Here is a 16163-nt window from a genome sequence, read left to right on the forward strand (position 1 = left end):
TTATTCCTCTTTCAGCGCAAGTTGAGTTACATCAGTTTTATCAGGCGCAATATCTTCAATTTTTACTGCCATACCTTCAGTTGGGTATTCAAGCGCTGAGGTAACAATTTGCTCGCCATTCTTTAACCCTTGGCTGGCTATAATCATGCCGTTTTGTTCGCGTATAATATTGAGGGTTTTAAACGACAATGTTAAATCGTCATTTAAAATTACAATTTTATTATCTTTAACTAAGTGGTGCGCAACAATAATTGCGTTATCAAGCGGGCGACCTTCAATGGTAGCGTTAATGTACGAACCAAAACGAAGAGGGCGTGTTTTGTCGCCATAAGGTGTTGCAAGTTGTGCAACCAAGTAGCTCATACGGCTTGTTTGATCAACCACACCTTCGGTGCGAATTACTTTGGCTTGCCACATTGTTTGCTTACCCGCGTATTCTGCGTTAAATGTAACATTTGAGCCTACGCCGCCATTTTTTAAATATTGCAGTTCTTGATCGGCAACCGGTAAACGTACCTCTGCAACTGAGGTTGCACTTAGTGCGCCAAAACTATTACCTGGGTTTACTACTGAACCCAAGCTAATTGTGCGCTCATTAATAATGGCATCATAAGGGGCTTTAATATAAGTACGCTCAAGATTGCGGCTAGCACGTTTAACACTTGCTTGAGCAGAGCGATAACGCGCTAATTTTTCGGCCAGCTGTGGTTTTCGTAAATAAAGTTCTGATGCGATAGCGTCGCTTGAGTCTGACTTAATGCGCTCCCACTCAGCTTGAGCGACATGTGCTTGTGCGCGTTCTATTTCAAGTGCTGAGCTTGCTTGTGCTAAACCCGCTTGCGCTTCAATAAAGTCTGCCTCGTAATCATTTGCATCAATTCGTGCTAAAATATCGCCTTGCTTTACAAACGCGCCTTCTACAAATTGATCTGATACCGAAATAACTTGCCCGCTAACTTGTGCTATTAGCTCGGTACGATATTTTGGTTTAACAATGCCGTACGATTTAACATCGAGCGTTATAGAATCTAAAAGTACGCGTTGTGTTGCTACTAAAGGACGTAAATCTTGCTCTGGCTTTTCTTCGGGTGGTTTTTTCATTGCCATAAAGGCGAAAGCTAAAGCAATACCGCCTGCTAAAACAGCGATTGGGAGTATTATTTGTTTTGTAGTAGCCACAAGGCATTCCTTCATAATTGGTGGTGACAGAGCAATAATACGCAATAAAGTGTTTACAAGCTGTTTTAAGATGTAACAAAGCATTACATGTGTGTGTTACAACTCACTATGTGACTAATTAAGTTCCTAAAAAGAAATTAAAGTAAGTGTTTTTTATACAGAGGAAATTATGAAAACCGAATCGATGAATTGCAGGCTAGGCTGCGGCGCATGTTGTATTGCGCCAAGTATTAGTTCGCCTATTCCAGGTATGCCAAATGGTAAAAAAGCCGGAGAGCGTTGTATTCAGCTGGACGAAGGTAATTTATGTAAGTTATTTGGTGATGAAAGTCGACCAAAAGTATGTAGCGATTTTAGTGCCACGCTTGATGTATGCGGGTCTACAAATGCACAAGCTCTAGCGCTTATTACAGAGCTCGAAGAGGTCACTTAATCCTCATTTTTAATACACATCTATTTACAATATATTATTAATAAAAATCTTCACAAGGTTATTAAAAGCAGTCGTTAATATATTCTATGGTGAAATATTAGACATATTTAATTTTGTTGCTAATATAGGAAATTGTAAGATACTTTTTATAAATCTCATTTATAGGTGATTTCGTTCAATCTTAATTTTTAAAAGGAAAGAAAAATGAAAAATTTACTTACAGCATTTACATTAGGTGTGACTTTATTAGGTTGTTCAAACTTACCCATTAAAACCGATATTAAAGAAGACCATTTTAGACTCGAAAACTTTAAAAGAGAGCAGGGAGTAGATCTTGAATATGTCCACTTGATGTGCTTTAACAAAAAACCTACACAATGGGCTGAACCAAAGCAGTATATCAGTGGTGAGCACGATTTATGGGTAAAGGCGAGTGTTTCAAACCCTGATGTTTTAAATAGTCAAAAAGAAGCTTTTGTTAATTTTAACGTTAATTTAGATTCTGATAAAAGCTACATGCTAAATAGAAAAAGGGAAGGGGATAAAATATCAATCTGGATACAAGAAGTTGAAACCGGTACGGTTGTTTCGCAGGTTCTTACAGATGAGCTTAGTCGCCCTTTACAAATTGATAATGAGCTAAGAAAGAGACAATGTCGTTCTGGTTCAATATAAGCTGAGTAATCAAAGTTCTTAATATTTAGCATGTCGTTTATTCTTTGCTAAATATTTATTCAAAGACCTGTTTTAAATAAACAGGCCTTTGAATGTGATAGCTCATTTCTACCAGTTATACGTTGCGCTTAACGTATATTGCTCACCGCGCCCTGGTGTACCTGGTATTTCTTCAAACGACTCATCCCATAAGTTATCTGCCGCTAAGGTGATAAATAAATTACTCAACTGTGGCGGCGTTATTTTAAGCGTTAGCTGGGTAAATAACGCATTGTCATTGCCGTTTCTAAGTGAATTTTTGTGTTGTGTACGCCATTCGTTATCTATTCTAAATTCTAAAATATCAGTTGGGTTGTACACAGCGCCAAGTGTTAAACGGTGATCAGGAAAGTTTAACGCGTAAAAGCTGGCATCAATATCGGCTGCGCCGTAGTTTTCTGATTTATGTAAATAGGTGTAGCTTGCTATAAGCTTTGCTGTATCAAAGTGCTTAGTCGCTAAAAATTCAACCCCTGCAGTATCAATATCTACTGGGTTTGCAAAGCGCGCTGAGGTTGAATCAAAATTAAAGGTCCAATCGGTCAAGTTATTATCTTTTCGATAAAAAATAGCCGAGTTTAACTGCCAGCTTTGTTCTTCAAGTAATAAACCTAGCTCCAAGTTTGATGTGGTTTCGCGCTCAAGGTTGTAGTTACTTCTAAATAACCCGCCAGAGTCGCTGCCGCCAATGGCTGTGTAGCCTGCAACTTGACTCGCTTGCGCGTATGATAAGTAAAGGGTTTGTGCTGTGCCGTCACTATTTTGGGTGTTTAAGGTTATGTCACCAATAGCTGATACTTCAGCATCATCACGATTTGTATCGTCATAGGCTGCGCCTAAACGAAAGGTAAGCTGTTGGTTTTTTTGCGCTATTGTGTATTGGGGCAATATACTTAGCTTGTAATACTTTCGTGAGGTAAAGTTGTTTTCAAGTGTGGTTGATTCAATCGAGTCATCAATAAATTGTGCAGAGTAATTTATTGCCAGTGCATCGCTTTGTGCATGGCGACCCGAAAGTCCAAACGATTTAACTTCGCTTTTATGAAAAGCTTCAAATGCACTAGGATTTTTGCGCGAGTAAATATAGTGATCGTCATGGGTACGATAATAAGCAGATACTTCAAAGTTGCTGTTATCAGCGTAGTTTTGCTTGTGATTAAGCATCCAAAGACGGGTTTCTAAATCTTCAGTTTCGTTAACGCCAAAAGGGGTGTACAAGTTAGGCCAGCCAAAAAACTTATCTTGTGAGCCAAAAAACAAATCTGTTTGGCTATGCTCGCTTGCTAATTGCACGCGAGCTGAGGCGCGCGAAAAGTCATGATCGCCATTATCAATGGTGCCATCACTTTGCGAATGAGAATACTCACCTTCAAAGCCCAGAGTATAGTTAGCTAAGCTATCAAGTTGTGTGTTTTTAGCAGCGTGAATACTTTGCAGATTAAAGTCGTTTGTACCAGTACCAAGGGATACACTACCGCCAGTAATAATCGGTTTCCAACCAAACGAAACTGTACCTACAGAGCTATTCATACCGTAAAGTGCGTTATCGGCACCGGTTAAAACATCTGGGCCGGTTAGCATTTGCGGTGCAATGGGTATTTCAGCAAAATAATGCCCAGATTGCGGGTCAAGCAGGGTAACGCTTCCTACTCTAAAACCGGTGTTTTCAAAAATCCCTCCACGAATAGTTACATCAGCTTGCGCCTCAGCCATATTACGCGATTGAAGGTCAACACGGGGGTCATATTCTAAATTAGAAATAGGCGAGTCGAATGTACCTACTGGCAACTTATTTGCAGTGGGTGAGGCCTCAACCGTTATTTTCTCGATTGCCGACTCATCAGATAGCGTATTAGCATTAGCAAATGCAGTAACGCTGCATAATATTGCAGGTATTATAAGGTGTGGTGTGCGATTCATGTGTTTCTCGTCATTTTTTATTTGTAGCTGCGGTTACAATTAATTTCAAAGCTTATATTTGAGCATGATAAAATAATTAAATGTAACAGCAGTCATTTTGTGCGCGATTGTACATTAATTTGTTAATAACTGCATTTGATAACCATTTACGTAATACCGGCTTTATTAAAAACATGGTCATTCTATCGTATTAAATAGCGCACTCACTGCGTTAAAAGTTATTTATATAGAACAACTATATGTCATAATTTTCGCCTTGTTATTGCGCTATTTTCTTGGCGCTATAATAGAACATTATTTTAATGCAATCGGTATAATTACTTATTAGGTAACATTTATAATGGATACGACACAACAAAATACTATTTACTTTGCTGGTGGCTGCCTGTGGGGCGTACAAGAGTTTTTAAAGCACTTACCAGGCGTAATAAGTACTGAAGCAGGTCGAGCTAATGGTACAAGCAAAACCACTGACGGCGAATACGATGGTTATGCCGAATGCGTAAAGGTCATTTTTGATTTAAAAGTCGTTAGCCTAAATAAGCTGTATGATTACTTTTTTGAAATTATTGACCCATACAGTATTAATAAACAAGGGGATGACGTAGGCCCTAAATACCGCACTGCCATTTATAGCAAAAACCAAAGCCATTTAGATGCAGCAAGCAATTATATAAACAAGCGCAGTGATGCCGATAAAATTGTGGTAGGGGTAGAGCTGCTAACTAACTACGTGCCAAGCGATCCTGAGCATCAAGACCGACTAACTAATCACCCTGATGATTACTGCCATATACCGCTTGAGTTACTGCATAAGTATAAATCGTAAATTTAACACGGTGTTTTTTTGTAGACGTGCAGCTTGCTGACGTGACGAGCGCAGCTCGTAATTTAAGGTTGAATATAGCGTTAGGTAAAGGTAAGTGATTAGAAGCTATCGCTTCTCGCGCAAGCAAGCTTAGCGCCTACAGTTAAGGTTTGACGCGGTGTTTTTTTGTAGACGTGCAGCTTGCTTACGTGACGGGCGTAGCTCGTAATTACTTTATTTTAAAAGTCCCAAAAATACACACCCACAAAAAAGCTCACGAACTGTGAGCTTTTTTAAAACTTACTTATAGCTAATTTTAACTTACTGCTGCTTTTGCGGCGGGAAGTTACTTAATATTTCGCTCACTGTTTTATTAATTGATGCTTCACGTTGTTCTGGCGATTGGTTTTTCTTTAATCGGCCTTCTTTTGCGCCGCGCCATACTAGCTGGTTAGATTCACGGTCTACAATATCAATAATCAGTGTGCCCACTTCGTATTCACGCGCGGTTGTATCACGTTGAAAACCAGTACCCCAATAACCCCAATGCGGGCGGTAGTTTACATTAAATGTATCTACTTCAAGCTCTTTATCTACCGATGCATGATAGTTAACAAGTACATCAGCATTTGCTGTATCAACTAATCTCATACCTAGTGTTTGGCTCAGTTCTGCGTTAACGGCAGTGCGAACACGTTTTTCCATTAGGCCATTAATTTGGTAGTTATTTGTGTCTTTAGTTAGGCTGGCGTTTTCTACCCAAGCAAATGTTTTAAAATTACTAAAGTTGGCTGATTTATCGTAATCCCAATCAGGGGTTTGTGTACAGGCTGTAAGTAGTGCTAGCGCTGCAACGATAAGCATATTTTTCATTACGTTTGCTCCAATAAAATGCATTAATTTAAAATAACACACATCGTTTAAATGTGTATTATTTAAACGTCCTATATTTTAGTTTAGTTGGTTTGCCTTAACGGCCAATTAATTGTGTTCAACTTCAATCCAATCTTTTTCATCTACCCAGTTTTGTGCACCGTCTTTTACCGAGCGAATAGGCACAATGTAGTCACAACTTATTTGTGGTTTAACTGAGGCAAATATAGGTACAAAACCAAAGCTTAGTGCGGTTTCTATAATTGCTTTTTGATTTTGTGGATCGATATCAGCCGCTTCATCTATATAAATAGGTATACGGTATAGGTTTTGTTCCTGGTCACTTAATAAATAACGAATAAACAACATGCCACACAATAACTTAATCGTAATACGTGTGCCGTTTGAACCCGCAGAATCTATTTTTTCAAAGTGTTCGGTTTCACCTGCGCGGTTAACCACTTCAAAGCGAATATCAAATAAATCGGTAAGTGTTAAGCCCGCTTTATCTGAGGCGAGTTTAATTAAGTGATCTTTTGCTTCGTTTACCGCACTTTCGCTGTACGGTTCTTGGCTAAGTAAATCAAGCGTGTCACCTTGCTCAAACTGATGCGACGTACTGATAATGGTATCGATACTATCAACCAGCATTTTGCGCGGTATGACGTTAATTTTAAACGCTTGCAGGTTTGAAATTCGGTGCTGGCTTATGCCTTTATTAAAGCTATTCATTTCGCGGCGAAGGCGGTCTAAATCTTCTCGCAAGCCTTTAATAGTTGCGGCCACTTCGGTAAGCGCAACGCGTGCTTGGCGCTCAACGGCATCGCGTTCGTTATCAATATTATGAAAGGCGCTTATTAGTTTTTGGTATTTAGTAAACTCGTCGTTTTCATTGTCGAATTTAGTAATACCCGCGTTATATACATGCAAATAGGTGTTGCGTACGTTTATGTCAAAATTACGCAGCTCTTGGCAGTCTTTATTAAAGTGATGAACAAGGTCGCTTAAGTTATCAAAGTCGACTGTAATATCAATCATGTATGGAGTTACTTTGCCGCTGTATAAATCAAGCGTATGGTCAATTCGCTCGCTTTTAACTTGGCGCAGACGCTCAGTTTGGCGATTAATTTGCTCTTGTTTCGACTTAATTAACGAGCGACGATCGGCAATTGAGCCACTATTTTTTTGAATATCTTGCAGGTAGTCGTCAACTTGTTCGCGCTCAGCTAATAACTGCTCTTTTAGCATGGCTTGCGCTTCAACCGACTGCTGCATTACCTCAAACTGCTCTAAGCGTTTTAGGGCGCCCTCGAGGCTCATTAGCTCATCGTATAATTCGTCTTTTTCTTTTTGTTTGTCGGCAACGTTTGCAGCAACATCGCGCTGTTGCTTAAACTCTTTAAGTGAATGCTCAAGTGCGCTTAGCTGAGCGGTTAATTGCTCTTTGTTTTCGCCGCTTTGCATTTGCACAGGAGATAGCTTTTTAAGTTTAATGCTCGCACCTGGTAGCGTTAATACGCCGCCTTTTACGTTTTCACTTAATAGCGATAAAAACTCACCAAATGCATCTTCGTCATCAATGGTTATATCGCCATTGGTGGTGGTCGCAAACGAGAGAATGTCGGGGTTTAAAATGCGCGATATTTCTTCCACTTCTTTTAACGATAAGTCTTCGCGCATACGGGTAAACAAATTAAACTCAAGGTTTTTAAGTTGCAGTTTTAAGCTCTTAATTTGTTTTTGTGTTTCGCTAATGCGGTAGTCAAGCGTATGTAGGCTTTGCCCTTGTGCGCTGGTTATAGAGTGCGAAAGCGACTCGTAATCTTGCTTTAACTGAGTCAGGCTGGTTTTAAGCGTGGCTTTATTTACCAGTTCAAATTCACTTTTAAGCGCATCGTAATCTAAAAACCACTGCTCAATTTGTGTTTGTCTGCGCTCTATATCGCGCGATTGCTGTACGTATAGGCTTTGCTTTTGCTCAAACTCGTGTTTTTCGTGCTCTATATCTTCAAGCGCGATGACAAGCTCAGAGAGTTGCGACTCTTGATAGGTATCAAAATCAATCAGTGCTTGGTCAATTTTAGGGGCGTACGCCGCCAATTTACCTTTAAGCACGGTTTGGTTTTCAAGCATTGACTCAAGCGCGGCTATTGGCTCTTGCATTGACTCAAGGGCTTTTAATTCGCGTTTTGAGCGGTTTACTTTATCAAACGAGCGACGCCATACTTCATAAAAGTCGACCTTAGAGTTCGACATATGGCGTTCAAACACGCGTAGCATAAAGCGTTTTACGTCGCTTGCACCTAATTTATGTAAGTTAAGAATACGTCTAAATATTTCTTTATAAATAGAGGAGTCTTGCACATTATTAAGCGGGATCATTTTTAGGTTAATGTCGCCGTCAAAAGGCGTTGCGCCGCCAGTAAGTAGCGCGTTTAACTCTTGTGCTTTAAGCTCAATAGGGTTGTAGTTAAGCGATTTTAAATGGTTGAACAGCTTGGTAAATTTAATAATAGTTTTACCTTGCGTGTACTGCTCTAAATCAAGCTTTCCTTGATAACAAAAGTACTGATGCGCGTAACCGGCAATTTTACCAAGTCCTGCAACTCCAATTACTACCGAGCCATGAGGCAAGTTAGCTTCTAGTAAAATGTACGACTGATCGGATGAAAAATAAAACTTACGGGTTTCATCTAAATCGTGTCCGTCCCATTCTGTTAAGCGCAAATCGTTAATAAGCGGAAACTGCAGGGCGTTAATAACCGAGCTTTTACCGGTGTTATTGGGCGCGCAAATAGAGCTGCTTTTATCAAGCGGGATCACACATTTTGCATAGCCTGCGGTGTTAAGTAGGGCGAGTTTGCTTAGTCCGTATAGATTTTTCATTCCTCGTCCTCTGTAATGTAGGTTTCTTCGTTTACTTCCATGAGTGCATCTATGTAGCGGTGAATTGGCGCTTGTAGCATAAAGCCGCCTTCTACTTCACGGGCTAAACCTAAGCGCACCATGCGCAGGTAAACGTCTTTACGCAAATCCGATCCCGAAAATATCTCAAGCTGATCAAACAAATGTTTGTTAATTTGCACCAGCGTTTGCATAAGCTCTAAATCGTTTACGTCGTCAAACAATGCGCGCATTGGGTCTTTACCCGTATTGGCGTAGTGCTCAATTAAAATGTAAATGGTGAGCGCGATAGCGCGAGATATTTTGCCCATATTTGGCGTACTTTCGTCGCTACCAAAATAATAAAAGCCACGGCTGTCGTGTTTTAAATCGTTACCTAAAGCGGTAAATAGGGCGGTGTAGTCTTCTATGTGTTGGTCAAGCTCTTGCCACATTACGTTGTCTTGCTCGCAAATGTGATAACCCGCTACTAATTTTTTATTAATGGCTTGTAGATGAGTTAGCTCGTCTAAGTTTATGTGTGTCATGGTTTATTTACCTGCCTTTGGATCTGGCTGAGGCTCTGAATTAAATGGATATAAAGAAAAGTGCTGACCGGCAATTTTTACGCGGGCTTTTTCATCGCTTTGAATTATTTTAATATCGCTGTCGCTGACTAATTTTTGATACAAAAATAGCATTTCGTCGGCATCGAGATCTGGATAGCTTTCATCTAAAAATTGCAGCAAGGGCTGCGGCTTTTTGCGTTTTTTATTAAAGCGCTTAGCAAAGCTGGTTTTAACATCGTTGTAGTCAGGAATATTAGGCGTAACAAATGCAGGCACGTCTTGCTGGTCAGGCAATTGGTATTCTTCGTGTTCAAATTCAACCAAGCTTGCCATGTAAGCCACAATATGGCGTTGCTGACCAAGTGAATATCGCTGCGCGTCGCTTACAAAATGTGGCTGCACAGCACTTAGCATATTGTCTACGCCATTTTTACGTACAAGCCCAAGTACTTTGGCTGCTTGGCGAGTAATTAAGTTATTACGACGTAACTCTTCGCGTAGCGGCATAAGCATATCGGCACTTTTACGTAAGCTTTCTCGGCCCATTAAATGCATTTCGAGTATACGGGTACGTAATTGCTCCAGCATACGTTTGTCGTTATACGCTTTACCTGAGCGCTCAATGTGCAGTATTTGCTTACTTATTTGCTCTTCAATGAGGATAAAACACGCATGAAATTCACCACGAATATCAACCATTTCAAGCATTGGCTCTATGTATTCGTCAAAGGCTTCTATTACCGCTTTATAACGCTTTTGCAGCGATTGCACTGCATTATTTGATTTGGCTTGTTCAACAATGTTTAAAATAGCGTTTTCGTTGTGCGTATAAAGCTTCATTATTTTACGCACCCGATCATCCATAATGCGGCTGTAGCGGCGCAAATCGTCAAAGTCCTCTATTTCGCCAGCGTTATCTAGGCGGTTACCTAAACGAGCAAGGTCCTCTACTAATACGCTAATTTCTTGCGCTAAACCTAAATGCTCTTCTTGCAGTAAAAAAGTAGCAAAATCAGCAATAGCACGATTTATTTCAAGCTGAGAGGATTTAGCCAGTGGAATTAAAATATCTTGATTTAACAAACGATTTGTTTCTTTATAAATGCGTTCGTTTGACCACGTAGGCTGCTTTTGCTTAATCGCGTTTTGTACGTCTTTTAGGCTAAAGTCAGCCATTTTAAAACGTTTAAATAATAGCTCTAATACACCCCAATGTTCGGTTATGGTGTTTAGCAGCTTTTTAGCTGGGATCATAAGGGGTTACAACATCCTAGTATTTTATTATTGAGTTCTTTTAGAAGACTCATTATTACGTATTTTTAATTAACCTTGTCTGTATATAGTATTCGTTTTTAAGACCATTTAATAATAGTTTTTGCATAGAGGCAGTGCTAAAATTCGCGCCGAAAATAGGCACATGAAATGGAATGTTATTTGTGTGTTCTTTAAAACTATATCAAAGGTTGTTTAACTACCATGGTTTCCTCGATTATTCTAACCCTGATAGCGATTGCATTTTTACTGATCGTTATAGAAGATATAATCCATGTAAATAAAGCTAAAACCACGCTGTTTTTTGGTACGCTTTGCTGGATTCTTCTTTTTATATACCCCCTACACGGGCAAAGCCCCGATACGATTCAACATCTTTTAAACGAAAATATTTTAGAAATTGCCTCGCTATGGCTATTTTTAATGGCTGCAATGACCTTTGTAGCGTATTTAAATTCAAAGGGGTTTATAGAAAATATTGTGCACCGTGTTATGCCAAAAAGTATTAGCGAAAAAAAGCTCATGTTTTTGGTGGGTGGTTTTGCATTTTTGTTTTCGTCGATTTCAGATAACGTAACAGCGACGCTTATATCGCTTGCGGTTGTTATGTCGTTAAAACTTGAACCTAAAAAGCTCGTTAAATACGCCACTCTTATTGTGTTTGGGGTTAACTCAGGTGGGGTATCGCTAATAACAGGTGACGTAACCACACTAATGATATTTTTAGATGGTAAAGTAACCATTGCTCATTTATTACTACTTATAGCGCCAGCACTTGCAAGCGTTATGCTGCTTGCCGCGTTACTGTCTATCGGTATGAAAGGGCGTGTTGAGTTTGCTAGTGCAGGTAAAACCCGCATTGAAAAAACCGACATAACCATTGCTGTTATATTTTTATCTACCGTAGTGAGCACACTTACGTTGAGTGTAATTTACAGCGTACCGCCTCTATTAACCTTTTTGTTTGGCTTATCAGTGATGTTTTTAGTGGCGCAATTTTTAATGCGCAAAAAAGACATAAACAAAGACATAATCGATTTTGTTCGCGATATAGAATACGACACATTATTGTTTTTTGTAGGTGTACTTTTACTTGTTGGCGCACTTAAAGAAATTGGTATGTTGAGTAAATTTACCGACCTATACACGGTAATGGCACCAGAATACGCAAACTACTTAATGGGCATATTATCAGCTGGGGTCGATAACGTACCGCTTACCGCTGCATTATTAAAAGCCAATATAGTAATGAGCCAACAACATTGGTTGTCATTTACGTATGCAACGGGTGTGGGCGGTTCAATGCTTATTATTGGTTCGGCTGCGGGCATTATTGCCATGAGTAAAGTTAAAGCGCTTACCTTTATGAGCTACTTGCGTTTATCGCTGCATTTATTAATTTGTTACACGGTTGGATATGCGGGCTCGTATTACATGGGCAGTTTTATTTAACTCATAAATTATTAAATGCTTGACAGCTAGACGTCTAAACGATAACTTTCAAAGCCCCGCTACTTAGTGGGGTTTTGTTTTATTAGCCACTGGTTAATAAAGCATTCAGAAGAGGTGCGATACTTAGGTACTTAATGTTAGGCGACGAAAGCCGATGATCATTAAGGAGGGAAGTACTCGCCGAGGAAAATAATGGTACGTCGTCATTGTTTTTCGGTTTATGGGGCTGAATCCTCAAAACTGTCACCAATATAGGTGGAGAGCTTCTGGCAGTGGACTTATCTTCAAGCATTCCTTTGCCAAGTTCTTCTTGTTTTATTGCGGTTTGGATACCGCGAAAGGAGACTAAATGACTACCCAATCAGTGCCACAAACAGTATCAGGCGCAAAATCAGATTACATCGTTGCCAAATTTGGCGGAACAAGTGTTGCAAATTTTGAAGCGATGAGTCGCTGTAGCGAAATTATTGTTGCAGATAAAAGCGTACGTATTGTTGCCGTGAGCGCCAGTGCCGGCGTAACTAATCACTTAGTTGCACTGTGTAAATCAAGCATTACTTCAAGTGAGCGCCAAGAACACATAAATGGCGTTCTTGCTATTCAACAAACTATTTTAGATGAATTATCGCTAGATGCCGATTTAGCTGTTGGCTTTAACGAAACCCTAAAAGCATTTCAAACATTGGCTCAAGAGCCACTAACAACCGCTCAGCAACACGACGAGCTACTTAGCTTTGGTGAGCGTTTGTCGTCGTATTTGTTTGCACAGGTACTTCGTTTACAGGGTTTAAATGCCGATCGCTTTGATGTGCGCAAGGTGCTTAAAACAGACAGCCAATTTGGCAAAGCAACGCCCAATGTTTCAGCCACAGCGCAAGCTGCTAAAGAGCATTTAATTCCGTTATTAGACGTTCAAGTAATTGTAACTCAGGGATTTATTGGTAGTGACGAATACGGTCACACCACAACGCTAGGACGTGGTGGTTCTGACTATAGCGCTGCATTACTAGCTGAAGCGATTAACGCTAAAAGTGTGCATATTTGGACCGACGTAGTGGGCATTTTTAGCACCGACCCGCGTTTGTGCGCAAAAGCGACGCCTATTGCACGCTTAAGTTTTGACGAAGCCGCTGAAATGGCAACCTTTGGCGCAAAAGTATTACACCCAGCAACTATTTTACCAGCGAGCCGTAGCCACATTAACGTGTTTGTAGGTTCTAGCCGCGAGCCAGAGCGTGGCGGTACATGGATTGAGCGCGAAAAATCGCAGCAACCAGGTATACGCGCAGTAACGCAACGTAAAAACCAAATATTGCTTACGCTTAAAAGCCCAGAAATGCTACTAGCAAGCGGCTTTTTAGCACGCGTATTTACACTATTAAGTGAATACAATATATCTGTAGATTTGGTAACCACATCAGAAATCAGTGTAGCTATAACGCTTGATAACGCGCAAAACGCCTCGCGCCCAGAGCTTGATCAAAAATGCCTAGATAAGCTTGCAGAGTTTTGCCATGTTTCGGTAGAAAACAACCTAACATTGGTGGCACTTATTGGCTCTGAGATTCAATTACGCCAACACGAAATGAACTTAATGAGTGTACTAAAAGACTTTAACATTCGATTAATTTGTCACGGTGCTAGTAAGCACAACCTGTGCTTTTTAGTAGAGCAAACTGAGTCAGATAACGTAGTACAGTCTATTCATAGCCGTTTATTAGAAAACGATTTTGCTGCGTAAATAACGGTTATTCAGGAAAATTAACTAGTAAGGTTGCTTAACAAAATTAATTAATAAAGTCATTTAATAAAAAGCATCGCCAGTCGGTGCTTTTTTTATGCACCACACTCACATCAAAACAAACATTACTGTCACTGCTATCAGCTACAGTAACGCGATTACTGCAAGCACTCAGCTTTGCACTATTTAATTCGTCAAACACATTGGGGCTAAGTAACTTTGCAATAGGGCGGCTGGTGGCTTTAGCAAGAGACTCTTTTAGTGTCCAAATTCTAAAAAACGTATCTGCTTGGGCTTGGGTATTAGTGGGCTTGGTGATAAGTGTAATTTCATCATTATGATAAAAATGCTTAGCGAGCTTTTCAAACGGGCGCTTTAGGCTTACTTTTTCAATATCAAAACCAAACTCACTTTTATCAAAATTTAGCGCGGCCCCAACCAAACCATGTGAGTGCGAAATACAGGTATTAATAACATCACCACTTACATGTACTTGCAGCTTTGAGCTTGCTTCGTCAAATTCGGTACTCATTTTATTAAGGGGTACGTGCGTATGTTGCGGCTGCGCTACTTTAATAAGGTGTTTTAACAATAACCGCGTCGCTAAATACTCTTGCTTAGCTTGTGGGCTTTTACGGCGGTTTATAATGTTTAACTCAAACGGGCTTAAGCAATCGGGCAAATTAAAGTCACTAAGCTCAAGTGTTTTAGCATTAAATAATAAAATGCTGTTACTCGCTAAAGACAAATTTGCCAATTGAGTTGAAGTAATACTCAAGGCGTTTTTAAAATAGTGTTCAGTCATAAAAGCCCTAAAGCAAAAGAAGTCGCTGATATTGTGAGCGGTTAACGCCACTAACAAAGGCTGGGTACAATTTTATTACTCAGCTGGCATGAAATATGGTTTAATTCACAATAATCAAAATAATAACAGATTTGTAGATGTATGGCACAAGTGCGTGATGGGTTTCAAAGCCGACTTGGTTTTGTTTTAGCCGCTGCTGGCGCAGCAGTGGGTTTGGGTAATATTTGGGGTTTTCCTACGCAAGCGGCCAACCATGGCGGCGGTGCTTTTTTACTGGTTTATTTTATTGTTATATTTTTACTTGCGCTACCTGCGCTGTATACCGAACTTTATTTAGGTCACAAAGCACAAGCTAATCCTGTAAAAGCATTGGGTGATGCATGGCAAAACACTAGCCGTAAAGTAGGTGCAGCAGCCGGTTACATAGGCCTTGCGGGCGCAGTTGTTATGCTAAGTTTTTATTCAATAGTGGCAGGGTGGATGCTCTCGTACGCTATTGAACCCATAACAACCTTTTTTGGGTTTACAGGCGCAAGCGAATTTTTACATAGCGACTCAGTGCTGCGTAATTTTGTATTTACGCCGCTTATGCTTATTTTAACCGCCAGTATTATTTTAAAAGGGGTTAAATCGGGAATCGAAACTTGGTCGCGCCGTTTGATGCCACTTCTGCTTGTGCTGCTTGTTGGTTTAATTGCCTACATTGCAACACTCGATGGCGCAAGCGAAGGCTTTGCCGCGTATTTAATCCCTGATTTTAGCCAAATACTCGACCCTAATTTAATTATTGCCGCAATGGGGCAAGCGTTCTTTTCGCTCTCGTTAGGTGTGGGTTGTATGATGATTTACGGCTCGTATTTACAACCAGATGCTAATTTACCAAAGCTCACAGCAGGTGTTGCACTACTTGATACTGGCGTTGCTTTTTTAGCTGGGTTACTTATTATTCCTGCTATTTATGTGGCGCAGCACAACGGTGTTGAAGTATTTAGTGGTGGTAAACTGATTGGCGAAGGGCAGCTAATTTTTGCTATTTTACCTGAGCTATTTAGCACCATGGGCGAAATTGGATTATTAGTTGGTTTATTGTTTTTTGTATTAATGTCTATCGCATCGGTTACGTCAACTATATCGACGACTGAAATTCCGGTAGCGTTTTTAGTCGAAAACCATAACGTTAGCCGCACCAAAGCAACGTGGGCGGTAAGCGCCGTTGTACTTGTGTGTGCAAGCGCGATTATACTAAATTTTGATTGGTTATTTGGCTTAGTTATTATGCTATTTACTCAATACCAATTGCCGCTTATGGGCTTGTTTTACTTTATTACGGTAGGTTGGATGTGGCAGCGTGGTAATAAATTACACCAAGCAACAACAGGCGTACATTACTGGTTTGCTCAGTATATTCGTTTTGTTTGCCCAATATTAATGACCTTGGTATTTGCAAACGTTGCGTTTGGTTAAGCTCTATTTAAAGTGAATTTTTAAACAAAAAAAGCGAATAGGGCTCACCT

The 16163-nt window shown here is 40.1% G+C and carries 13 protein-coding genes and 1 riboswitch; of the genes, 6 read left to right on the forward strand and 7 right to left on the reverse strand.

The genetic code is table 11. The features are described from left to right. On the reverse strand, nt 1-1179 hold the full coding sequence (locus H5118_RS09110; protein ID WP_182711580.1) for an efflux RND transporter periplasmic adaptor subunit: 1179 nt from the start codon (nt 1177-1179) through the stop codon (nt 1-3). Between the two features lie 169 nt (nt 1180-1348). Here H5118_RS09110 and H5118_RS09115 point away from each other — a divergent pair, with 169 nt between their 5' ends. Next, nucleotides 1349-1612, forward strand: a complete 264-nt coding sequence (locus H5118_RS09115; protein ID WP_182748587.1) for a YkgJ family cysteine cluster protein — start codon at nt 1349-1351, stop codon at nt 1610-1612. A 204-nt stretch (nt 1613-1816) separates the two neighbouring features. After that, entirely contained in the window at nt 1817-2287 is a 471-nt protein-coding gene (locus H5118_RS09120; protein WP_007581896.1) for a hypothetical protein, read from the forward strand. A gap of 108 nt (nt 2288-2395) precedes the next feature. On the opposite strand, the gene H5118_RS09125 is transcribed toward H5118_RS09120, so the two are convergent. Then, the gene (locus H5118_RS09125) at nt 2396-4246 is read right to left on the reverse strand and encodes a TonB-dependent siderophore receptor (RefSeq protein WP_182748589.1); all 1851 of its coding nucleotides are present in this window, start codon (nt 4244-4246) and stop codon (nt 2396-2398) included. A gap of 340 nt (nt 4247-4586) precedes the next feature. Here H5118_RS09125 and H5118_RS09130 point away from each other — a divergent pair, with 340 nt between their 5' ends. Beyond that, nucleotides 4587-5075, forward strand: a complete 489-nt coding sequence (locus H5118_RS09130) for a peptide-methionine (S)-S-oxide reductase (RefSeq protein WP_182715797.1) — start codon at nt 4587-4589, stop codon at nt 5073-5075. Nucleotides 5076-5375: 300 nt separating this feature from the next. Here the strand turns inward: H5118_RS09130 and H5118_RS09135 are convergent, their stop codons facing one another. The 4 genes from H5118_RS09135 to H5118_RS09150 all read right to left on the reverse strand — a co-directional run bounded on the left by H5118_RS09135 (nt 5376) and on the right by H5118_RS09150 (nt 10633). After that, a complete protein-coding gene (locus H5118_RS09135) occupies nt 5376-5927 on the reverse strand; it encodes a DUF4136 domain-containing protein (protein ID WP_182748591.1) in 552 nt (183 codons plus the stop codon). Nucleotides 5928-6035: 108 nt separating this feature from the next. After that, nucleotides 6036-8813 carry an ATPase gene (locus tag H5118_RS09140; RefSeq protein WP_182748592.1) on the reverse strand — a complete coding sequence of 926 codons (2778 nt, stop codon included), beginning with the start codon at nt 8811-8813 and terminating at the stop codon, nt 6036-6038. Then, entirely contained in the window at nt 8810-9358 is a 549-nt protein-coding gene (locus tag H5118_RS09145; protein WP_024605891.1) for a condensin complex protein MksE, read from the reverse strand. The genes H5118_RS09140 and H5118_RS09145 overlap by 4 nt, the downstream gene beginning before the upstream one ends. Before the next feature lie 3 nt (nt 9359-9361). Next, the gene (locus H5118_RS09150) at nt 9362-10633 is read right to left on the reverse strand and encodes a hypothetical protein (protein WP_182748594.1); all 1272 of its coding nucleotides are present in this window, start codon (nt 10631-10633) and stop codon (nt 9362-9364) included. Nucleotides 10634-10855: 222 nt separating this feature from the next. Between H5118_RS09150 and nhaD the strand changes: the two genes are divergently transcribed. Then, complete coding sequence (nhaD, locus tag H5118_RS09155) at nt 10856-12103, forward strand: sodium:proton antiporter NhaD (protein ID WP_101217585.1); 1248 nt, start codon at nt 10856-10858, stop codon at nt 12101-12103. A 101-nt stretch (nt 12104-12204) separates the two neighbouring features. Continuing rightward, nucleotides 12205-12377: riboswitch (Lysine riboswitch) on the forward strand. Between the two features lie 75 nt (nt 12378-12452). Next, the gene (lysC, locus tag H5118_RS09160; protein ID WP_182748596.1) at nt 12453-13844 is read left to right on the forward strand and encodes a lysine-sensitive aspartokinase 3; all 1392 of its coding nucleotides are present in this window, start codon (nt 12453-12455) and stop codon (nt 13842-13844) included. 46 nt (nt 13845-13890) lie between these two features. On the opposite strand, the gene H5118_RS09165 is transcribed toward lysC, so the two are convergent. Then, nucleotides 13891-14649 carry a 4'-phosphopantetheinyl transferase superfamily protein gene (locus H5118_RS09165; RefSeq protein WP_182748598.1) on the reverse strand — a complete coding sequence of 253 codons (759 nt, stop codon included), beginning with the start codon at nt 14647-14649 and terminating at the stop codon, nt 13891-13893. A gap of 141 nt (nt 14650-14790) precedes the next feature. Between H5118_RS09165 and H5118_RS09170 the strand changes: the two genes are divergently transcribed. After that, a complete protein-coding gene (locus tag H5118_RS09170) occupies nt 14791-16113 on the forward strand; it encodes a sodium-dependent transporter (protein WP_007581906.1) in 1323 nt (440 codons plus the stop codon). Nucleotides 16114-16163 lie beyond the last annotated feature (50 nt).

It is taken from the genome of Pseudoalteromonas sp. SR41-1 (assembly GCF_014164015.1).
GTDB classification, from domain to species: Bacteria; Pseudomonadota; Gammaproteobacteria; order Enterobacterales; family Alteromonadaceae; genus Pseudoalteromonas; species Pseudoalteromonas distincta.